Raw genomic sequence first — 20918 nt, 5'->3', positions numbered from 1 at the left:
AGCCCGATATGGTCCCACGCCGAACCTTCGCGCTGGTGGCCGCGCTCGCCCTGCTGGGCGGTTGCGCCTCGGAACCCCCAGCGGTGAAGAACAACACGGTGGTGCCCACGGCCGCCGCCCCCGCCGAGATCGGCGGGAACCTCACGATGTGGTACGGAGTCGACGCCAACACCGAGAAGGCGCGTACCGACTACGAGACCTGGTACATCGACCCGTTCACGAAGCAGCACCCCAAGGTCACGGTCGACGCGGTGGCCAACGTCGCCAGCACCCTCAAGGAGAAGGTCAAGACCGCCCTGGCGGCCGGGCGCGGCCCCGACTTCATCGAGACCCCCGGCTCCTCCGACGCCGTCCCCTACGCCCAGGCCGGATATCTGGCCGACCTCGGGCCGCTGGCCGACAAGGAGGGCTGGAAGGACCGCATCCTCCCGTGGGCCTACGACATGGGGATCATCGACGGGAAGTTCCAGGCCGTCCCGCTCTACTACGAGGCGCTCGTCCTCTTCTACAACAAGACCCTGTTCGAGAAGAACGGCTGGACCCCGCCGACCGACCGGGCCTCCCTGGAGGCGCTCGCCGGTCAGATGCAGGCCAAGGGCGTGATCCCGTTCGTCAACGGCAACGCCACCTACCAGGGCGCCACCGACTGGCTGGTGTCGTCGTTCATGAACGGCTACGCCGGTCCCGGCAAGATCAACCAGGCGCTCTCCGGCGCCCTGCCCTGGACCGACCAGTCGTTCGTCGACTCGATCCAGCTGCTGGCCGACTACTTCGAGAAGGGCTACTTCGCGGGCGGCGCCAAGCAGTACTTCACCCTTCAGGACCCCCAGAAGTACGCCATGATGGCGCAGGGCAAGGGCGCCATGCTGATCTCCGGAAGCTGGGAGTTCGGCGCCCTCGACGAATACTTCAAGGAGTCGGGCCAGGAGTGGGCCGAGGTCCCGCTGCCCCCGCTGGCCCCGGGCGTGCCCCAGGGCGTCTACCCGCTGTCGGTCGGCGGCACGATGTCGCTCAACGCCCACTCGAAGAACCTCCCGGCCGCCGCGTCCTACGTGAGCTGGATGCTCAACGACACCAAGACCATGTGGGAGGCCACCGCGGCCGGCCAGCGGCTGCCGCTCCCGGTCTCCTTCACCCCGGCCGACGTCCCGCCCGGCGTCGACCCGAAGATCGTCGACCACTACCAGAAGATCAACGACGCCTCCGAGAAGGGCGAGGTCGGCTACACCTCGTGGACGTCCTTCGGCGGCAAGGCCGAGCAGTACATCGTGGAGAACATCGACAAGGTCGTGAACGGCGACATGGGCGCGGCCGAGTTCTGCGCCGGGATGGACAAGGCGTTCAAGACCGACCTGGCCGCCGGGGTGATCCCGCCGGTCTACGCGACCCAGGCCACGGGCTGATAGGGGCCCCGGCCGCCGTCCCCTGCGCGGGGGCGGCGGCCGGGCACGTGCGAGCATGGCCCGGTGAGTGCCCAGCCCCAGGTCATGACCCCCCGTCTCACGTTCCTGTTCGCCGTCGCCGGTGGCGCGGCGGTCGGCAACCTCTACTGGGCCCAGCCCCTCCTCGATTTCATCGCCGCCGACCTCGACGCCTCGACGGCCAGCGCGGGCCTGCTGGTGACGGCCACCCAGGTGGGCTACGCCCTGGGGATCCTGCTGTTCGTGCCGCTGGGCGACGTGCTGAACCGGCGCAAGCTGATCCCGGTGATGCTGCTGGTGACGGCGGGGGTGCTGGTGCTGTGCGCGCTGGCGCCGACGTTCGGCCTGCTGCTGGCGGCGATCTCGCTGCTCGGCCTCACGACCGTGGCCGGGCAGCTCCTCACGCCCCTGGCCGGTGACCTGGCCGAGGAGTCGAAGCGCGGCCACGTGGTCGGGACGGTCGCCTCGGGCATCCTGACCGGCATCCTGGTCTCCCGGACGATCAGCGGTCTCGTCGCCCAGTTCGCGGGCTGGCGCACCATCTTCGTGGCGGCCTCGGTCGTGGCGGTGCTGTTCGCCGTCCTGCTCTACCGGGCCATCCCCGACCTGGAACCCAAGACCCGGCTGCCCTACCACCTGCTGATCGCGTCGGTCTTCGGCGTGGTCCGGCGCGAGCGCGTGGTCCGCTGGACGCTCGTCCTGTCGGCCACCGGCTTCGCGACCTTCACCATGTTCTGGACGTCGCTGACCTTCCTCCTCAGCTCCCCGCCCTTCGACTACCCGGTCTCGGTGATCGGCCTGTTCGGCCTGGCCGGGCTGGCCGGAGCCCTGGCCGCCCAGCGGGCCGGACGCCTCCACGACCGCGGCTGGTCGCTGCCCGCGACCGGGTTGCTGTGGGTGCTGGTGCTGGTGTCGTTCGGCGTGGCCGGGTTCGCCGGCGGGTCGATCGCGGTGATCCTGGTGATCGTGGTGCTGATCGACGCCGGGATACAGGGCCTCAACATCCTCAACCAGACGCGCATGTTCGCGATCTCCCACGAGGCCCGCAGCCGCTTGAACACGGCCTACGTGACGGTCAACTTCATCGGCGGCGCGATCGGCTCGGCGGCGGCCTCGGCGCTGTGGTCGATGGGCGGGTGGCGGGCGGTGACCCTGGCGGGCATGACGCTGTCGGTCGTCGCCCTCGCGATCTGGGCCGCGGGCCGGAGAAACGCCCTCGTCGTTACCTCGACGTGATGGGCGAACCCCGCCTTTCACGGCGTTCTCCGCGATTTTCGGGAAATGGTTCTCGCTAAACCCAAACGAGGGCCACTCGCGGGTTCATCCGTGGCCCGTTGGACAAGGCGCGCTTATCGGTGTCTACAACCTCGTCCAACCAGCCTCAAATCGACGCCACTTCGCTCGCTATTCGGCCGGAAGTCGAAAAAGGTAGAAGTGTACACAACGTCGGGAGAACCCAGAGGAGTACCCATGAACGGCAAGCGATTCGCGATGGTGGGGGCCGGGTTCCTCGGAGCGGCGGCCCTGGTCCTGGGCCCGGTGTCGGCGGCTTCCGCCACCGAGGCCGCGAGCCCGGCGACGACCACCGCAGTGAGCACGTCGGCGAGTGTCGCACCCAGCCATCACCGCTGGGACGACAACTACTACCGCCACCACAACCACTACAACCACTACAACAACTACCACTACAACCACCACTACCACCCGCATCACCACGGGCACGGCTGGTGGTGAGCAGTGGCGTAGTAGCCGAGGAGTAGCTCCCACCTCCACCGTCCGGGCCGTCCCGGGCGGTGGATCCTTTTGTGTACGCCCCCGCTCACATAAGGGCCGCATAAGGGCTTTACCAACGAGTGGTGTGCCACACCGCCGCCGCCTCAGGAGATCCCGGGCTTCGGCCCTGCTCGTCCCCAACCCATTCCCACTCAACGCGCACCGCAACGTAGCTCGATAAGCCCGACATAAAAGCCCAGGCCCCCCAGGTGGCCAGTTCCTCGCCGGTGCGCCGTCAAAAGGACGCCACGCCCCCTAGAGCCGCCCCCCGGTCGTCGGCAAGCCTGAAATGGCAAGCCAGGCGAATCCTAGGAGGAGTAGCCATGATCGGTAAGCGAGTCGCGACGGTGGGGGCGGGGGTCCTCGGTGCGGCGGCCCTGGCCCTGGGGCCTATCTCGGCGGCTGACGCCGAAACGGTCAGCGCCACGACCACTACCGCGGTCAGCACGGTCGCCACGCCCGCGTCCACGACCTACGACGACTGGGACTACGACGACTGGGACGACGACGACTACTACTACGACGACTACTACTACGACGACTGGGACGACGACGGGTACTGGGACGACGACTACGTCGTCGAGGAGTACTACTACTGGGACTAGCCTCTAGCGGCTCCCGCCTCCACCGCCCGGGTCATCACCCGGGCGGTGGTGGTCTCCCGGGGGTCTTTACGAGAGGGGCCCTCCCATGGAGGCCAGCAGCCGCTGCATGCGGTCGATCTCGATGCGCTGGTCGGAGTCGACGTGGGTGGCGAAGATGTAGCTCTCCGTCTCCACCCCGCCGCCGCCGTCGAACAGCTTCCCGACCATCTCCAGGGCGCCCATGTGGTGCCCGATCATGAACTCGGTGAAGAGGCGGTCGAAGTCGCCGTCCTTCGCCTTCTCCAGCCGGTCGAACTGCTCCTCGGTCAGCATGCCGGGCATCGGTTCGCCGGTTCCGTGCGGGTGGTTCGCGTCGGGCACGTCCTGTCCCCTGGACGTCAGCCACTTGCGCATCTGGGTCATCTCGTCGTCCTGCGTGGACGAGATGCGCTCGGCGATCAGGGTCACGTCCCGGTTCTTGGTCCGGGTGGGCACGAGCGAGGTCATCCGGAGCGCCTGGGCGTGGTGGGGGATCATCCCCTGGAAGAAGATCACGTCGGCGGCGGTGAACGGAGCGGCGGAGGCCGAGGGCACGGCGGAGCCCGTGAGCGTCTTGGCGGCCTGTCCGGGAGCACCGGGCTGCACGACGACCGGCGCCTGGGGGGCCGGGGGCGAATCCTCGCTACATCCGGCGACCAAGCTGGTGACCAGCAGTAATGCGCTCAGTTGACGCAATGGGCTCATGGTGTGGGGCTGCTTCCGCTGTACCGTCGGCATCTGTCCGGAAAAGTAGATATGTCTACGTATAGAACATCAAGACCCTTTCGGTTACGGTACGCGGTGAAATACCACATAGGACCTACGCCCAACATAAGGCCTAGGTTCCAACCAGAAGGGACGGCCCTTGACCAGTAGCCGTTCGGCGCGTGGTGCACGCGCGCGACTACGCACTCTCGGGATCATCGCCGCCGGCGTGTTAGTCGCGGGGCTCCTGCCCGCACCCGCGCAGGCCGCCGACGACCCCCGTGTCGGCCTCGGAGCCGGTTGGCTGGACGCCCAGTCGGCCATCAGTGGCCTCGAACTGACCAAGCACAACGACAAGCCGGCCGGGTTCGTCAACCCCGACAGCCCCGGTGCCGGCTCGTTCCTCAACTCCGACCTCGCGTTCAGCGGCAACTACGCGTTCTCGGGGAACTACCAGGGCTTCAACATCTACGACATCAGCACCGGCGCCGATCCGGTCCTGAAGACGTCGGTGGTGTGCCCCGGTGGACAGGGTGACCTGTCCGTCTACGGGAACCTGCTGTTCATCTCGGTGGAGGAGACCCGCGGTCGCATCGACTGCGGTACGCAGGGTGCCACCGGCACCGTGAACCCTGAGCGGTTCCGCGGTGTCCGCATCTTCGACATCAGCAACATCAGCGCCCCCGTCCAGGTGGCGGCCGTGCAGGCGTGCCGTGGTTCGCACACCCACACCGTCGTGACCAGCCCCAAGGACAAGAAGAACGTCTACATCTACGTCCAGGGCACCTCCAGTGTCCGGTCGGCGGATGAGCTCGCCGGTTGCGCCAACACCGCCGCGACCGACCCGAACACCTCGCTGTGGCGCATCGAGATCATCAAGGTCCCGCTCGACGCCCCGCAGAACGCCGCCATCGTGGCGCAGCCCCGTCTGTTCACCGACCCCGCCACGGGCGCGATCGACGGCCTGCAGAACACCCCGCCGACGGCGACCCACCCGTCGGGCACCAACTGGTCGCCTCGCCCCGTGACCAGCGCGTGCCACGACATCACCGCGTACCCGGAGATCGGGCTGGCGGCCGGAGCCTGCGCGGGCAACGGCATCCTGCTCGACATCAAGGACCCGGTGAACCCCAAGCGCCTGGACGCGGTCTCTGACCCGAACTACGCGTACTGGCACTCGGCGACCTTCAACAACGACGGCACCAAGGTCGTCTTCACCGACGAGTGGGGCGGTGGCTCCGGCGCCCGCTGCCGTGACACCGACCAGCCGTCGTGGGGTGCCAACTCCATCTACGACATCGTGAACGGCAAGCTCGTCTTCAAGAGCTACTACAAGCTGCCGGCTCCGCAGACCACCCTCGAGAACTGCGTGGCCCACAACGGCTCGCTGATCCCGATCCCCGGTCGTGACGTGATGGTCCAGGCGTGGTACCAGGGCGGTCTGTCGGTCTTCGACTTCACCGACTCGGCCAACCCCAAGGAGATCGGCTACTTCGACCGTGGCCCCGTCAACGCCACCTCGCTGGTGACCGGCGGTTTCTGGTCGGCGTACTGGTACAACGGCCACATCTACGGCAACGAGATCGCCCGCGGTTTCGACGCCTTCAAGCTGGCCCCGACGACCTCCGTCGCGCAGACGGAGATCGACGCGGCCAAGGCGGTCAAGCTGAACCTGTTCAACGCGCAGGGTCAGCCGCGTGTCACGTGGGAGTCCAGCTTCGAGCTGGTCCGCGCCTACCAGACGCAGGCCGAGCGCGCCGGTCTGGGCAAGATCCAGGCCAAGGCCGTCGACGCCCTGATCGACGAGGCCCAGCGTCTGAAGGACCGCCACCAGAAGCTCCTCGCTTCGGTGGCCCTGAAGACCGCCGCCGCCCTGCTGAAGAAGTCCGACCCGGCCCAGAAGCGACTCCAGGACTCGCTGAACGAGCTGGCGAAGACCGTTCTCAAGGGTGGCAGGTAGTCACCTGAGTAAGTGAGAAAGCGGGCGGGTCCCCTCGGGGGCCCGCCCGTTCACATGAAGTTTTCTTGATGGGCCCCGATCCCGCGCATACGCTCCGCTGGAGCGAACGAAAGTGTGCGGCATGGCGAAGATGTTCGACACCTCGCTGCGGATCGACGCGGCCGGGCCCAGCGGAATCCCCGTCGTCAACAACCTCAGGTTCCTCCGGCACTCCGCCTGGTTCGCGATGGATCGGGTGGCCTCCGCGTTCCCCGGTCCCGTGGTCCCGCTGACCAGGGGAAACGCCTCGGTCGTGCTGCTGCGGGGCGAGGAGGGCGCGCGCCGCTACTTCACCGAGAACGACGTCTTCGAGCGGCTCAGCGACGGCGTCTTCGCGCTTCCGCAGGGACGTCCCTGGTCGAAGATGTTCGACGCCGTCATCACCTTCAACGGCGACCGGCACCGCCGGGCCCGCAGGCTGCTGATGCCGATCGTCCACAAGAGCGCGATGGACCACTACGCGACCGTGTTCGCGCGGACGTTCAAACGCTCGAAGTTCGCCGCGAGCGACGGAGAGCCGTTCGACATGGCGGCCGAGTTCCTCGCCATCACCCGCGCCAACCTGCTGGTCTGCCTGCTCGGTCTCGAACCCGACGAGGAGAACGCCGAACTGGCCGAGGCCGTGGCCTCGTTACTCGGCCCGATCACCAACCCGCTGGTCTTCATGTTCCAGCGCGAGCACCCCTGGACCCCCTACGGCCGCTGGACCCGCGACATCGCCGCCATCTACGACCGGCTGTCCCTGCTCATCGAGCGCAAGCGGGCCGACGAGCCGCGCAGCGACGCCCTGTCGATCCTCTGCCACACCACCGACGAGAACGGCGACCGGCTCACCACCCCCGAGATCGCCGGGGAACTGCACGCCCTGTTCTCGGCCGGGTTCGAGACCACCGCGATGTCGATGACCTGGGCGCTGCTGACCATCCTCGGCACCCCCGGCCTGACCGTCGACGGCGAGGAGGAACTCGACGCCGTGGTCCGCGAGTCGCAACGGCTGATCCCGACCGTGCCGTTCAGCCTGCCCCGCCGCGTGGTCGAGGACGTCGAGGTGGGCGGGACCACGATCCCGGCGGGCGCGCTGGCCTTCGCCTCACCGCTGCTCGAACAGCGTGACCCGGGCTCGTTCCCCGACCCGGCGGTCTTCCGCCCCGGGCGCTGGACCGACGCGAAGGTCTCGCCCTACGCGTTCCTGCCGTTCGGCGTCGGTGCGCGACGGTGTCTGGGCGCGGCCTTCGCCGACCTCCAGATCCGGACCACCCTCGGGCTCATGGAGTGGCCGTCGCTGCTCACCACCGACGTCGACTACGTGATCAGGCACGGCGCGACGGCGTTCCCCGCGAAGCCCGTGCTGGTGCGGACCGGAAAGCGCACCCCCGCTCCCGGCCCCGTCACCGGAACGGTCCGCCGTCTGTGGGCCGCCTGAACGGTTAGCGCATGGCGCTGCCGTCGGGAAGCAGCAGGCCGAGGTCCTCGAACAGCACGACCCCGTTGCACAGCAGGCTCCAACCCTGTTCCGGATGGGCCGCCACGACGTGGGCGGAGACGCGGTCGGAGGCGTAAGGGGACGGACATTGGGGCTGATGCTGACACATCATCGCGACCTCTCAGGTGAGCTCCTGGATCATCAAACGAACGAATCCGCGGATTTGCGCCCGGACTTCCTACTTTGGACATCTATAGAGTGACCTGCCTCACTATCACTCCGCTTTCCGTCCGCTGTACGCGGATTGCAGCCCAAGTCCGGGGCAGTTGCAGGGGTATGACACGAGTTGTCGTGTTCGTCTTGACCGTCGCCATGGGAATCTGGGGCCTCGATCGCGGCTCCATGTGGCAGGACGAGGCGACCACTTATGCCATCGCGAGCCGCCCGCTCGGCGACCTGTTCGCCACCCTGGGCAACGTCGACGCCGTCCACGGCCTCTACTACCTGATCGTCCACGCCGTGCTGTACCTCCCGGGCGACCCGGAGATCCTCATCCGGCTGCCGTCGGTGCTCGCCACCGGTCTGGCCGCACTCGCCGTCACCGGGGCCGCCCGGCTGATGGGCGGCAGCGGTCTCGCGGCCGGGGCGGCTTATGCGTTGCTGCCCGTCGTGTCCCATTACGCCCAGGAGGGCCGTTCACCCGCTCTCGTGTGTGCGGCGGTGGCCTGGGCGGTGTACGCGCTCGTACGGCGATCCTGGGTGATGTACGCCACAGCGGTGACCGTGGCGGCCTACCTCAATCTGACCGCGCTCCTCGTGCTGGCCGCTCTGGCGGTGCCGGGCCTGCTGATCGACCGGCGACGGTGGTCTGCGGCGTCGGGCGCCGCGCTCGCGGCGAGCGTGCCGCTGATCCTGGTCGCCTATCCGCAGAGCGCGCAGGTCGCCCGGCTCACCGCGCCGACGTGGGCCGACGCCGGGGCGCTGGTGAGCGGGTTCGCCGGGGTCACCGTCGTGCTGGCCGTGCTCGGGATGCTGCGCGGCGGGCCGCTGCGGGTGGTGGCGGTCCCGCTGATGGTCGTACCGCCCGCGCTGCTGTTGCTGCTGTCGCAGGTCAAGCCCTACTACGAAGAGCGCTATGTCCTGTACGCGGTCATCGGGCTCGCCCTGCTGATCGGGTCGGCCGTCGACGGGATCGCCCGGCTGGCCCGGCCTCTGGTGGCCGTCCCGGCCGCCGCCGTGCTGCTGGCCGTGACGATGATGCCGGCGCTGCCCGCACAGGCGGAGGCCCGGCGGCTCGACTCGCGCAGCGACGACCCGGCCGCCGTCGCGAAGCTCATGAGCCAACTGGCACTGCCTGGGGACACGGTGGTCTACCTGCCGTCGATCCGGCGGCTGGTCGCGCAGGCCTACCCCGCCGAGTTCGCCAACCTCCGCGACGTGGCGCTGATGAAGTCGGGCGCCGCCTCGGGCACGCTGGCCGGGCGCGAACTGCCCAGCTCCGAGATCAGGCTCGGCGACCGGGTGTGGACGGTCAGCCGTAACTACCCCAAACCGGAGGACCTCGACTCCGAACAGGACCGGGCCAAGCAGCTCATGCTGCACTACAACTACAAGAAGGGGCCCGTCTACCGGTCGCTCGGCTACGCGATCCGGCTGTACGTCCGGGATCAGTCCTCCTCGTCGTCCGGTAAGGGTTCGAGGGTCCGCCCCCGCTGAATCCGGAGCGCCGACTGACCCTTGATCAGCAGACGGCCCTCGGCGATGTGCACATCCGCCCAGAGGAGGGGAACGCCCGGCCCCGCCACGGACATCAGCTTGAAAAGGAACCCACTCCCGTCGTGACCACCCTCGCCGACACAGAGCAGTTCGCCGGACAGGCGGGTCACCCACAGCCGTCCATCGGCCGGATCCGTCATCGCGAGGTGGATCGGCTCCAGCGTCTCGGTCTCGTTGTGGACGACGGAGACGACGCCCGCCAGATGGGTCGTCTCCAGAAGCAGGCCCGGATTCACCGCCAGTTCTCTGCGGATCGCCAATGCCATGACCTTGTCGCCGCATCTGAGTTTGTAGACGCTGAAATCGTCGCGAGTGACGTCAGGGAAAATCTTCCGGATCCCCTCGACGGTCAGGTCTTTAAGGGGAAAGCCGACCTCCTCGCCGGATATTTCCACGACCGGTTCAGCGCCGGGGTGCACGCGTTCGTACGGCGGGAAACGCAGACCTGGAAGGTGATGCCGGCTCTTCGCCAGATTCACGGCGGAACGCGCGAGTTCCCTGACCGACTCCGAGGCCGGGAACTCCTCGACGTTCCTCAGGACATCGATGTGGTGTTCGTCGCCGAGTTGCCCGAGAAGAGTGACCGCCTTGGCCGTGACCAACTCCGGCCGGTCGGCCATCTGCAGGATTTCGGCCAGTAAATCAGGGGCGGAACGAGGGTCGATCAAAGGAATGGTGAGCGTGGCCGCCGCACGCACGTGATCGGGGAAATCCGGTGACGAGATGACGTTGCGGAGAAACTCCAGTCGCTCCTGAACGGAGAGGTCCAGGCTCACCAGTAGCCGCAGGGCGGCCGAGGGAGGCAGTTCCGGGAGCGCGCCCGCGAGGGCCCTCTCGATGCTCTCGAGATTCCGGTAGGCGTCGGGGATGACGGGGACGGCGACCATCACGGCTCCAACGCGGGACTGGTGACGGCGCAGTGCCGCGCCATCTTCTCGAACTGGTCGGTTGTCAGCTTCCGGCCGTTCGGGACGGTGGGGTGCATGAGGTTGTCCGGCTCGTCGGGCAGGTGTGACAGGCCGAGGTAGTGGCCGATCTCGTGGGCGGTGATCGTCCCTGTCAGTTCGGGGTTCAGTTCGACCACGGCGCCGAGTTGCTCCTTGTCGTCGCCGGTGCACTGCTTGGGTTCGGGCGAGGTGCCATAGGTTCCGATGACGTGCTGGCGGACCACGAAGACGTTGATTCCGCTCGTCGCGATGCCCGACCATTCTTGGGTCAGGTCGACGGCCTCGGCGAAATTACTGATCACCGCTCGCGCACCGGCGTCTTTGGCCCGGATGCGATAGAAGGTGACGGTGTTGAGGGTCAGGCCCACGGTGCCGAAGATTTTCCCGACCTCGTCGACGGTGGCCTTCATTTCCGGCTTGTACGCCTTGGCGACCGGATTGAACGCGACACCGATAATGTTCAGATCGATGGAGGGCATGAGAAACGCCTCTCGCGGAGACACTCTCCGAAGAATCCGTTCGGCGGCCGAACCTGTCAAGCCTGTGATTTCGGCCATGCATCAACCGTTCTGGGCGGGCGAATCATGAGAAACGGTCGAATCGGTGGCGGGTAACGCAATTCACCGAAAGGCCGTCCGCGTTTTACGATCTGGCCTGTCTGCCACTGAAAAGAGGGCCTGTCGGCGATGGCGAATCTCGTCCCCGGTGATCCGACCCACGTGGGCGGATACCTGCTGGCGAGACGCCTCGGCGCCGGTGGGCAGGGTGTGGTCTACGAGGGATACGACAAGACCGGGCGGCGGCACGCCGTCAAGATCATGCAGCCGGAACTCCTCGGGCGTCCCGATGTGCGCGCCCGGCTGACCAAAGAGGTCCTCGCGGCGCGCCGGGTCGCCCCGTTCTGCACCGCGCCGCTGATCGCGGCCGACCTCGACGGCGACCTGCCCCATGTCGTGAGCGAGTACATCTCCGGGCCCACGCTCCAGCAGGCGATCGAGGAGCACGGCCCGCTCGGCCCGGCGGCGCTGCACCACCTGGCCGTCGGCGTCGCGACCGCGCTGACCGCGATCCACCAGGTGGGCGTGGTCCACCGCGACCTCAAGCCGCACAACATCATCCTCGGCGCCGACGGTCCCCGCGTGATCGACTTCGGCATCGCCCGGGTGGCCGGCACCACGCTCACCTCCGACAGCTCACGGGTCGGCGGCACCCCCGCCTACATGTCGCCTGAGCAGGTGAACAGCGAGGTCGTCGGCTCGGCGGCCGACATCTGGGCCTGGGGCGGCGTCGTCCTGTTCGCCGCGACCGGCGAACTCCCGTTCGGCCGGGGCGAGATCACCGCCCTCTACCACCGCATCCTCACCTCGGCTCCCGACCTGTCGCCGCTCGACGGCACGCTGCGCGAGCTCGTGCACACGTCCATGACCCGTGATCCGTCCCGGCGGCCGACCGCACGGGCACTCTTACGGGCCCTGCTCGGCGGGACCGGCGGCACCACCTCGCTCCTGACGGCGGGCCGGGACGCCGCGCGCACGGTCACGCCGCCCGAGCCGGACGCCGATCCGTCGCTGGGGGAGCTCGCCGAGAACGTCTACGTGCGGCTCGATCCCGGGTGCCGGGCGCGGGTGCCCGGATTCTTCCTCCGGCTGGTGCAGCCCGGCGACGGGTCCGACTTCTCGGTCGGCCACGTCGACGCCGAGAGCCTCCGCGACGCCGAGACCCCACCGGCGGTGATGGACGAGATCGTGGCCGCGTTCGCCGAGGCCGGAGTGGTCGTCCGGTTCGGCGAGTCGGTGACGTTGCCCGGACCGGCCCTGGTCTACGCCTGGCCGCGCCTGCGGACATGGCTCGACGCCTCGCGTGACACCCTGCGCGTGGTGGGCCCGCTGGGCCGGGCCGCCCAGGGCTGGCACCGGAGCGGGCGCACCCCCGCGGAGCTCTACCAGGGCGCGGCACTGCGGACCGCGCTGGCCTGGTGGTCCGGCGGTGAGTCGGAACTCCTCCGCCTCAACCCGCTGGAGCGCGCGTTCCTCGCCGCCTCCGCCGCCCGCGAACGCCTGCTCACCTGGCGGCGCCGCCGGGTCAGGTCAGGAGTGGCGATCCTGCTGGCGGTCTCGCTCTCGGTCGGCGTGGTGGCCGTGGTCAGCGCGGAGTCCGAACGACGGCAACAGGAGGTCATCGCGGCCAAGGAGGCGGCCACCCGCGCCAACGCCCTTCGCGCGACCGACCCCGTGGCCGCCCAGTACCTCAGCGTCGCCGCCTGGGAGCTGGCCCGCGACGAACCCCAGGCCGTCCGCGCCCTGTACGACGCCCTGGCCCAGCGCGAGACCCACCTGCTCCCTCCGCTCATCGCCACCGGCACCGTGCTGCGCTACGCGCTGAGCGCCGACGGACGGCGTGTGGTCCTCAACGACGGCACCGCCACCTGGACCGACCTGGCGACGGGCGGCACCGTGGGCCGTGTCACGGGAGTCTCGCGCGATCCGACGGCCATGACCGTGAGCGCCGACGGAAAGACGCTGGTGGTCGGCACCGCCGAGGACGTCGAGCTGTGGCGCCCGACCGGCGGCGGTCCGGCCCGCTTCGGATCCGGCGCCGCGTGGCTCGGCCTTAACCGGTCCGGCGACGTGCTGACGGTTCAGGACCCCGACGGGGCCTGGGAGATCTGGGACCTCACCGACCTGTCCGCACCGATGTGGCGGGAGCCGGCCATCACCGTGGCCGACGTCGTGGTCTCCCCGGACGGCCGGTCGGTCTTCGAACTGCTGGAGGACGACGGCCACCGGCTGGGAGTGGCCCGTGCCAGAGGAGAACCCCTGTCGTTCCGCCCGATCGACGGCATGAACGGCGTCGCCGCCTTCAGCCCGGACAGCGGGACCCTGGCGGTCGCCGACGGCTCCGGCATGCGTCTCGTCGACATCCGGTCACGGAAGCAGACCACCTTCCCGCTCCGGGGCGTGGATCCACGTGCCGTGGACTACAGCTCCGCCGGACGCTACCTGATCGTGGACGAGGGCTCGGCGATCAGCCTGTGGACAACGGGTGGCAAGCGGGTGTTCCGCCACACGGTGCAGGGCGCGGCCGAGGCGATGAGCTTCGACGAGCAGACCGGCGCCCTCGATCTGCTCCTGGAGAACGGCGCGCTCCGCATCCAGGTCACCGAACTGGCCGCGCTACGTCCTCTCGTCCACGAGGCACGGGCCGCCGCCTTCAGCGACGACACCCGGTATGCCGTGCTCGCCGGCCGGACGGTCAAGCTCCTCGACGTGACCACGGGAAAGAGCATCCGGACCCTGTACACGCCACGGAATCCGGAAGGCCGGGTGGCCTTCAGCGCCGACGGACGGTTGCTGGCCTACGGCGAGCAGGGTGACGCCGAGGTCGTCATCTGGAACGTCCCGCCACAGCGGCGTCCCCTGATGCGATTCCCCATCCCGGGAAACGACATCGGCGGACTGGCGTTCGACCCGAAGTCGGGAGCCCTGGCCGTCGCTCCGGTGACGACCGAATGGGGCGACGTCCAGCTCTGGAACGTCCAGCGGCGGGAATGGAGCGGGGAACTCGGCGTCGCGGGCAGCGTGCGGATGACGTTCAGCGCCGACGGCGGCCTGCTGGCCAGCTACGGCTGGGGACACTACACGCTGTTCGATCTGCGGGCCGGTGCGGCACACTCCCTGACCTTCGGCGGCACTCCGGGCTCGGTGCTGTCCCTCACTTTCAGCAGGGACGGGAAGACGATGGCCATCGGCCGGAAGGCGGCCGGTGTGGAGATCTGGGACAGCACCGGAAAGAACCTGCTGCGGCAACTGCGGCCCTCCTCCGCCTCGTCGGACAGGTTCGACGTGATCGCCCTCACCCGCGACGGGCGCATGGTGGCCGCCGGTGGTGACGACGGCCTCCTGTGGTTGTGGAACGTCGAGGAGGACCGGCCGATCGGAGGACCGATCCCGGCGCACGCGGCCGAGGTGCTGGCCCTGGCGTTCAGCCCCGACGGGAAGACGCTGCACAGCATCGGCGCCGACGGCAGGGTCCTGCGAACACCGGTGTCGCCCGCCCTCGTGGCCGCGATGATCTGCGACCGCCTGGGGAACCCGATGAAAGAACAGCTCTGGAACGAACACATCCGCAACGCGTCGTTCAGAAAGGTGTGCTGAGGCAGTGGACGATCTGCGCGCGAAATACGATCCCGTTCAGGGCCGGATCAGAGTAACCGTCGTGAACCCCTCGGGGGCCGTTCTCCAAGGCCTGTTGATACAACCGAACGGAGGCTGGCGGCGCCTGCTGTTCACGATGGGAACAGGCAAGAAGAACTGGTCCGCCACTCATTTCCTGGGCCCACGCAATTCACCGGGGGTGTGGACGGCCAAGGCGGAGGACGCCGAAGAGACGGCGGTCGTCGACATCGTGGTTCCGGGGGAGACGAAAGAGCCGGTGCGATTCCGGGAGTTCGCCGCCGACCCCGTGGAGGTCGTCGAAGGTCAGGGCACGGAGATCACCGGCAGACTGGAGGTCGAACGAGGCGGGCTGTGGGTGCCCTTCGCCCGCCAGCCGGTCTCCGTCCGGTTCCGGCCCAGCGCAGGAGAGTGGGACGAGGTCGATACGGTGGCGACCTCCAGAACAGGCCTCTTCGCTCTCCGGCTGGACCCGGGTGAAGCCGGTGACGTGGATGCCTGGTTCAGGCCATCGGACGACGTGCTGGTCGTCGCCGGGCCCATCCGCCTGACCTATATCTCGCAAGCCGGTGTGCAGGTCAAATACATCGGCAAGCCGAAGACGGTCAAACAGCCGAGGAACGGCGGAGGGAAGAAGTACCGGTGTTTCGAACACACCACCCAAGTGGACCTGAGCAACGACGACGCCACGTCGGGCTCCGTGGTGGTCTGGTTATCCAAGAAGAAGAACGGAAAATACCGGGAATCGCGGGGGATCAACGGCATAGGGATCGCCAAGAATCCCGTCACCGGCTCGACGAGCTTCGTCTACGGTGATTTCGTCGCCGGGAAGAGATATTGGAAGGCCCGCTGGCAGCTGTGAAGCGGCCGGGGTCAACGCATACCCGGGTCGACCCCGCGCAGCATCATCCCCTGCCCCCGCGACCGATGCACGTCGTCCGCCTGCCGATCCTCCGGGTCCCGGAACTGGACCAGGAACGTGGTCCGGTCCTCGCCCGAGGTGTTCAGCCCCGACCCGTGCACCAGCAGATAGCTGAGGAACAGCACGTCGCCCGCCTCCGCCTCGACCGGGACGGCCGACGACAGTGGCCACGCGTCGAGCGGCAGGTGCCAGCCGCCCTCCTCGACGTGGGGGAGCGGGCCGTCGCGGTGGCTGCCGGGCACCACACGTACACAGCCCTTCTCTTCCGGGGCGTCGTCGAAGTGGAAGATGGCCGCCGCCATCGTGTGGCGGGTGTGCGGGAAGTGCGCGGCGTCCTGGTGCATCGGGAACGGGGAGCCGTGCTCGGCCGGCTTGATGAAGATCTTCGTGTGGTGCAGCTGGACGTTGGGCGAGCCCACCACCTGCGCGGCCACCTCGGTGAAGCGGGGGTCGACGAGCAGGCGGGTGAAGGCGGCCTCGTAGTACTGCGCGTCGTGGCAGTGGCGCAGTTCGGTGTGCCGGTCGGTCAGCTTCCTGGCCACCGCCCACGTCGGGTCGACCGCCCGCAGCCGGGAGATCAACGCGTGCGTCGTCTCCCGGTAGGCCGCCGCCTCCTCTTTGGTGAGGAGGCCCTTGACCAGGACGTATCCGTTGTCGCGGTAGAAGTCGATCACGCTATCGCCCGGGACGCCCTCGGCAGCAGCACGAACGCCCCCAGGTACAGCAGGCCGGCCACGATCAGCAGCGAGTTGTAGCCGAGCACCAGGGCGGCGTACTCGAGGCAGCCGCCGACCATCGCGCCGAGCAGGTTGGCGCCGAAGGCGGTCGTCGAGTCGTCGGTGTCGGTGAACCGCTTGGCGAACACCACGTTGGCCGCGAAGATCGGCAGGAACGCGATGGCCACCGCCACCGGGATCCGCAGCACCAGCGGCAGCGACAGCAGCCACGAGTTCGGCACGAGCCAGCCGATGACCAGGCCGACCGCGATCACTCCGTACATGAACGGAAGGGACGGGGTGCGGAAGCGGCGCGTCACCTCCACCGCGGCGAGCACCGCGACCAGGACCCCGGCGAAGACGATCGCGTTCACCACCCAGGTGGTGCCGAACAGCAGCGCGAAGCCGGTGATGCTCTTGGTCTCCAGCAGCATGAAGCCGACGCCGAGCAGGAACAGGTCGGCGTAGGGCCGCATCTGCCGGAACGGCCCCGACACGAACCGCACCGCCAGCAGGCTGAAGACCAGGATCAGCGCCAGCGCGATGAGGTAGAGCGACGGGATCGACGACGTGCTGAGGTAGAGGAACGGCCGGTCGTCGCTGGTCGGCGCCGGGGTGTTGGCCGCCGCGCCCGCCCATTCCTGCCCGCAGGCCTGGTCGGCCGTGGTGAGCCCGGCGGTGATGACGGCCTGCCCGCCCCAGCCGGTCATGTCGACGCACGGCTTGTGCCCGAACGCCGCCTCGGCGGTCAGCGCGAGCCGGTCGATCAGCCAGTTCTCGCGGTAGTAGTTGTACATCGAGAAGGCGCCACCCGGCTTCAGGTGCTCCTTCGCCGCCTGCATGGCCTGCTCGGTGAACAGGTAGCTCTCCAGCCGCAGCGAACTCGCGCCCGACACGAGGGTCAGCGAGTCGGGGAGGGCGAAGAGGATCAGGTCGTACTTCTTGTCGGTCCGCTCCAGGAACGCCCGGCCGTCGTTGATGTGCGTCGTCACGCGCGGGTCGGAGTAGGGCTTGTCGGGGTGGAACTCCCCGCCGAGCTGCCGCAGCTTGGGGTCGATCTCGACGGCGTCGACCCGCTTGGCGCCCTTGAGCAGCGAGATCGCGACGTCGGTGCCGCTGCCCGCGCCGACGATCAGCACGTCGTCGAGGCTCTTGGTCGCCGAGACGGCCCGCTGGTAGGGCATCCCGTACTGCGCCTCCCACTCCAGCCGCTTGGCGGCCGGGATGGCCTGCTGGTGGGGGATACCGTTGACCTGGATGTCCAGGACGTCCACACCCTGGTTCTTGAACGCCTGGGTGGTGACCTTGTAGTAGGGCGACCAGAGCGCGCCCGCGGAGAACGTCTCGATGGCCAGCGCCCCGATGACCAGCAGCGCCGGAACGGCGAGGTGCACCCCACCGAGGATCTTGCGGGGCCGCAACACCACGAAGTAGCCGATCGCGACCACGAGCCCCCACGCCAGCGGCGGCGCGCTCAGGAACGACAGCAGCGTGAACAGCCCGATGCCGCAGAGCGACCCGACGAGGTCCCAGCGGTAGGCCTCAAGCCGGGGCAGCTCGGGGAAGCACCGCCCGACGAGCTCCGCCGGACCCATCAGCACCGCCGCGACCACCACGAAGATGACCGGCAGGATCAGCCAGGCGGGCGGCCCGCTCGTCTCCAGGCTGGTGAAGTAGAGGATCCCCTCCGCCTGCCGGTTGACGTGCACCGGAAAGAAGCTGATGACCAGGACGAGCAGCGCCAGCAGCACCGGCGAGTAGTAGGGCTGCCGCTTCGTGCGCCCGACCCGAAGGAACCCGAGCCCGATCCCGAGGAACGACCCCAGCAGGACGAAGTTCGTGAAGTAACTCAGATGGACGACGTTGGAGCCGGTCCATCGGATGAGCGACAACTCCAGGAAGAGCATCAAGCCACTCGCCACGACCAGGCGCGGACGCACCGATAGCCAGTGGAGGGGTTCGTTGTCGTCCTGACGGGCGGGGGCTTCCTTCTGGACAGTCACGGGGGCACGTTAGCGAACCGGTCATAGTGTGACCAGGGTCTGTCAACTACTCGGTTGTGTACGACCGAGTTCGCAGCTCCCGGCCGCCGATGGCTCGTGGCGGCGCGCGAGTCGATGTTGCGGGCCGCGTTGACGTCGGCGTGCTCAGCGAAGCCGCACGACGTGCAGGAAAAGACGGCCTGACTCGGCCGATTCTTCTTGTCGACATGCCCGCAGGCCGAGCATTCCTGACTGGTGTAGGCCGGATCGATATACATCAGAGCCACGCCCTGACGGGCCGCCTTGTAGGCGATGAAGCGGCCCAATCGGTGAAAGTTCCAAGAGTGCAGAGTGACCCGCTGGGGCTTGCGGAGCCGTACCCGGTCACGGATTCCACTCAGGTCTTCCAGTGAAATGCCGCGCTCGGTGCGTTTCGCCTCGGTCACGATGCGTTTGCTGATGACGTGGTTGGTGTCGGCGGCGAAGCGGGCCTCTTTGCGGGAGCGCCGTTTGAGGAGTCATTCGCGGACTTGGTGTTCTTGGCCTGCAACCGGCCGCGTAGTTCCCGGTGCCGGTGACGCATCGCGTTGTGGGCCTTGCCGGCGTAGAGCGTGCCGTCGGACGTGGTCGCGATGGCGGCGATGCCCAGATCCACACCCACGAAGGTCGTCGGGTCGGCGATCGGGACGTCGGGCAGGTCGCAGGTGGCGTACAGGAACCACATGCCGTCACGGTGAACCAGGTCGGATTCGCCTTTGCGGTGCGCGGTGAGCACCTTCAACTGGTCGGCGAAGCCGGTGAAGGCCACGTTCCTGAGCCGGCCGGCCGTCGTCCAGATCGACACCGTGTGGGCGTCGTGGTTCCAGGTCAGGCGCCGGTCGTCATAGGGATGGGCGGAGTCGGGACGGAAGGTGATCGGTTTGGATTCGGCTCTGGCTCGGCGCGGCGAGCCTTCCGGGCCCAGGTTCCCCGCCCGGAGGTTGCCCTTCAGGGCGGTGTAGGCGTCGGCCACCTTCTTGATCGCGTGCTGGGAGGCCTGCGCCGCGAGACCGAACTCCTCCCGCACGGTGCCGTAGGTGAGTTTCCTCAAGTCGTAGTGGCGGCGCGCGTTCCGTTCGAACGCGACCTTCGACGCGTGGTTCGCGGCCAGGTTGACCATGCGCGGGGTCGCCTCCAGCGCCGTCGCCTGCTCGGGCGTCGGCAGCATCTTCACCTGCACCACTTCACCTGAACCGTTCAACGCCTCCGTTGTGAACGTGCAGGTCGTGTCCGGGCGCCGACCCATCACCGTTGTCCCTGACAGTGAGTTAGGAGACGTTGGGCGCCCCCCACACCTCTCCTAGGAGGAGCTCCGTGCACACGCTCTCCCGGACCTGGCTCACGGCCCTGGGCGCCCTACTACTCCTCGCAACCGCACTGGTCGTGCCCGCGTTCGCGCACGGCTCCGTCACCGACCCGCCGTCCCGTAACTACGGTTGCTGGCAGCGGTGGGGCGGCGACTTCCAGAACCCCGCGATGGCCCAGCAGGACCCGATGTGCTGGCAGGCCTGGCAGACCGACGTCCAGGCCATGTGGAACTGGAACGGCCTCTACCGCGAGGGTGTCGCCGGCAACCACCAGGCCGCCGTCCCCGACGGCCAGCTCTGCAGCGGCGGCCGCACCCAGGGTGGCCGCTACGCCGCGATGGACACGCTCGGCGCGTGGAAGACCGTCGACAAGCCGACGCGGTTCACGCTGAACATGACCGACCAGGCGATCCACGGCGCCGACTACATCCGCGTGTACGCCACCAAGCAGGGCTTCAACGCTCTCACGACCCCGCTGAAGTGGAGCGACCTGGAACTGGTCGGCCAGGTCGGGCGCGTGCCGACCGGCGCGACCACCCCGGTCGAGGTCAACGCCCCCAACCGGTCGGGCCGGCACATCGTGTTCACGGTCTGGCAGGCCAGCCACATGGACCAGTCCTACTACTTCTGCAGCGACGTGAACTTCACGGGCGGCAGCACCAACCCCAGCCCGACGCCGACCCCCACCCCCAGCCCCACGCCTTCGGCGACGCCCACCCCGCGGCCGACCCCGAGCCCGACCCCCACTCCCACGCCGTCGTCCGGCCCGCGGTCGTGCACCGCGACGTACACGGTCGTCTCGTCGTGGGGCGGCGGCTTCCAGGCCGACGTCAAGGTCTCGCCCGGGTCCCAGGCGATCAGCGGGTGGACGGTGAACTGGACGTACACCGGCGGGCAGACGGTCAACTCGTCGTGGAGCACGACGCTGACGAGTAGCGGCGGAGCCATCACGGCCAAGAACGTGAACTACAACGGCTCGCTGTCCCCGGGCGGGTCGGCCACGTTCGGCCTGCTGGCGTCCGGCACCCCGGGCACCGCACCGACGCTGACCTGCACGGCGGTCTGATGACCGCAGGTGCTCCCGCCCATCGCGGTGGGCGGGAGCACCGCAGG

At 68.4% G+C, this 20918-nt stretch carries 18 protein-coding genes; 10 read left to right on the top strand and 8 right to left on the bottom strand.

The window, feature by feature from the left end; translation table 11 throughout:
* Positions 1-8 precede the first annotated feature (8 nt).
* The 4 genes from ACYQ78_RS34940 (at position 9) to ACYQ78_RS34925 (ending at position 3799) form a co-directional block, all read left to right on the top strand.
* A complete protein-coding gene (locus ACYQ78_RS34940) occupies positions 9-1403 on the top strand; it encodes an ABC transporter substrate-binding protein (RefSeq protein ID WP_459805244.1) in 1395 nt (464 codons plus the stop codon).
* A gap of 63 nt (positions 1404-1466) precedes the next feature.
* Positions 1467-2657, top strand: a complete 1191-nt coding sequence (locus tag ACYQ78_RS34935) for an MFS transporter (RefSeq protein WP_459805243.1) — start codon at positions 1467-1469, stop codon at positions 2655-2657.
* Positions 2658-2891: 234 nt separating this feature from the next.
* On the top strand, positions 2892-3155 hold the full coding sequence (locus tag ACYQ78_RS34930) for a hypothetical protein (RefSeq protein WP_459805242.1): 264 nt from the start codon (positions 2892-2894) through the stop codon (positions 3153-3155).
* A 362-nt stretch (positions 3156-3517) separates the two neighbouring features.
* Entirely contained in the window at positions 3518-3799 is a 282-nt protein-coding gene (locus ACYQ78_RS34925; protein WP_459805241.1) for a hypothetical protein, read from the top strand.
* 66 nt (positions 3800-3865) lie between these two features.
* On the opposite strand, the gene ACYQ78_RS34920 is transcribed toward ACYQ78_RS34925, so the two are convergent.
* Positions 3866-4522: a DUF305 domain-containing protein gene (locus ACYQ78_RS34920; protein ID WP_459805240.1), complete on the bottom strand. Its 657-nt coding sequence runs from the start codon at positions 4520-4522 to the stop codon at positions 3866-3868.
* A 160-nt stretch (positions 4523-4682) separates the two neighbouring features.
* On the opposite strand from ACYQ78_RS34920, the gene ACYQ78_RS34915 reads away from it, so the two are divergent.
* The gene (locus ACYQ78_RS34915; RefSeq protein WP_459805239.1) at positions 4683-6482 is read left to right on the top strand and encodes a hypothetical protein; all 1800 of its coding nucleotides are present in this window, start codon (positions 4683-4685) and stop codon (positions 6480-6482) included.
* Between the two features lie 121 nt (positions 6483-6603).
* Positions 6604-7944, top strand: a complete 1341-nt coding sequence (locus ACYQ78_RS34910; protein ID WP_459805238.1) for a cytochrome P450 — start codon at positions 6604-6606, stop codon at positions 7942-7944.
* 4 nt (positions 7945-7948) lie between these two features.
* Here ACYQ78_RS34910 and ACYQ78_RS34905 read toward each other — a convergent pair whose 3' ends face one another.
* Complete coding sequence (locus ACYQ78_RS34905) at positions 7949-8113, bottom strand: DUF5999 family protein (RefSeq protein WP_459805237.1); 165 nt, start codon at positions 8111-8113, stop codon at positions 7949-7951.
* A 182-nt stretch (positions 8114-8295) separates the two neighbouring features.
* On the opposite strand from ACYQ78_RS34905, the gene ACYQ78_RS34900 reads away from it, so the two are divergent.
* Complete coding sequence (locus ACYQ78_RS34900) at positions 8296-9660, top strand: hypothetical protein (protein WP_459805236.1); 1365 nt, start codon at positions 8296-8298, stop codon at positions 9658-9660.
* On the opposite strand, the gene ACYQ78_RS34895 is transcribed toward ACYQ78_RS34900, so the two are convergent.
* Together ACYQ78_RS34895 and ACYQ78_RS34890 are read right to left on the bottom strand one after the other, a co-directional pair.
* Entirely contained in the window at positions 9612-10496 is an 885-nt protein-coding gene (locus ACYQ78_RS34895; RefSeq protein WP_459805235.1) for a HEAT repeat domain-containing protein, read from the bottom strand. The two genes, ACYQ78_RS34900 and ACYQ78_RS34895, sit on opposite strands and share 49 nt — an antisense overlap.
* A 110-nt stretch (positions 10497-10606) precedes the next feature.
* Positions 10607-11146, bottom strand: coding sequence for a matrixin family metalloprotease (locus ACYQ78_RS34890; RefSeq protein ID WP_459805234.1), 540 nt, complete (start codon positions 11144-11146; stop codon positions 10607-10609).
* Positions 11147-11353: 207 nt separating this feature from the next.
* Here ACYQ78_RS34890 and ACYQ78_RS34885 point away from each other — a divergent pair, with 207 nt between their 5' ends.
* Positions 11354-14821, top strand: a complete 3468-nt coding sequence (locus ACYQ78_RS34885; protein ID WP_459805233.1) for a WD40 repeat domain-containing serine/threonine protein kinase — start codon at positions 11354-11356, stop codon at positions 14819-14821.
* 4 nt (positions 14822-14825) lie between these two features.
* Positions 14826-15701 (top strand): hypothetical protein, encoded by an 876-nt coding sequence (locus ACYQ78_RS34880; protein WP_459805232.1) that lies wholly within the window; start codon positions 14826-14828, stop codon positions 15699-15701.
* An 11-nt stretch (positions 15702-15712) separates the two neighbouring features.
* Here ACYQ78_RS34880 and ACYQ78_RS34875 read toward each other — a convergent pair whose 3' ends face one another.
* From ACYQ78_RS34875 to ACYQ78_RS34860, 4 genes are read right to left on the bottom strand one after another with little or no spacing between them, the layout of a single operon-like run.
* Positions 15713-16435, bottom strand: coding sequence for a phytanoyl-CoA dioxygenase family protein (locus ACYQ78_RS34875; protein ID WP_459805231.1), 723 nt, complete (start codon positions 16433-16435; stop codon positions 15713-15715).
* Entirely contained in the window at positions 16432-18480 is a 2049-nt protein-coding gene (locus ACYQ78_RS34870) for a spermine/spermidine synthase domain-containing protein (protein ID WP_459805230.1), read from the bottom strand. The genes ACYQ78_RS34875 and ACYQ78_RS34870 overlap by 4 nt, the downstream gene beginning before the upstream one ends.
* Positions 18477-18920 carry an RNA-guided endonuclease InsQ/TnpB family protein gene (locus ACYQ78_RS34865; protein WP_459805294.1) on the bottom strand — a complete coding sequence of 148 codons (444 nt, stop codon included), beginning with the start codon at positions 18918-18920 and terminating at the stop codon, positions 18477-18479. The genes ACYQ78_RS34870 and ACYQ78_RS34865 overlap by 4 nt, the downstream gene beginning before the upstream one ends.
* A complete protein-coding gene (locus tag ACYQ78_RS34860; protein ID WP_459805229.1) occupies positions 18902-19744 on the bottom strand; it encodes a nuclease/transposase family protein in 843 nt (280 codons plus the stop codon). Before ACYQ78_RS34860 ends, ACYQ78_RS34865 begins: the two co-directional genes overlap by 19 nt.
* 68 nt (positions 19745-19812) lie before the next feature.
* On the opposite strand from ACYQ78_RS34860, the gene ACYQ78_RS34855 reads away from it, so the two are divergent.
* On the top strand, positions 19813-20871 hold the full coding sequence (locus ACYQ78_RS34855) for a lytic polysaccharide monooxygenase (protein ID WP_459805228.1): 1059 nt from the start codon (positions 19813-19815) through the stop codon (positions 20869-20871).
* The last annotated feature ends 47 nt before the right edge of the window (positions 20872-20918 follow it).

This window comes from Herbidospora sp. RD11066 (assembly GCF_054661255.1).
The sequence above is the reverse complement of the archived record's forward strand: the minus strand, read 5'-3'. Positions and strand labels throughout refer to the sequence as shown.

Excerpts from the sequence above, each read along its gene's own strand:
- ACYQ78_RS34940 (WP_459805244.1), top strand. The coding sequence starts at position 9 with ATGGTCCCACGCCGAACCTTCGCGCTGGTGGCCGCGCTCGCCCTGCTG.
- ACYQ78_RS34930 (WP_459805242.1), top strand. The coding sequence starts at position 2,892 with ATGAACGGCAAGCGATTCGCGATGGTGGGGGCCGGGTTCCTCGGAGCG.
- ACYQ78_RS34925 (WP_459805241.1), top strand. The coding sequence starts at position 3,518 with ATGATCGGTAAGCGAGTCGCGACGGTGGGGGCGGGGGTCCTCGGTGCG.
- ACYQ78_RS34920 (WP_459805240.1), bottom strand. The coding sequence starts at position 4,522 with ATGAGCCCATTGCGTCAACTGAGCGCATTACTGCTGGTCACCAGCTTG.
- ACYQ78_RS34910 (WP_459805238.1), top strand. The coding sequence starts at position 6,604 with ATGGCGAAGATGTTCGACACCTCGCTGCGGATCGACGCGGCCGGGCCC.
- ACYQ78_RS34905 (WP_459805237.1), bottom strand. The coding sequence starts at position 8,113 with ATGTGTCAGCATCAGCCCCAATGTCCGTCCCCTTACGCCTCCGACCGC.
- ACYQ78_RS34890 (WP_459805234.1), bottom strand. The coding sequence starts at position 11,146 with ATGCCCTCCATCGATCTGAACATTATCGGTGTCGCGTTCAATCCGGTC.
- ACYQ78_RS34885 (WP_459805233.1), top strand. The coding sequence starts at position 11,354 with ATGGCGAATCTCGTCCCCGGTGATCCGACCCACGTGGGCGGATACCTG.
- ACYQ78_RS34860 (WP_459805229.1), bottom strand. The coding sequence starts at position 19,744 with ATGGGTCGGCGCCCGGACACGACCTGCACGTTCACAACGGAGGCGTTG.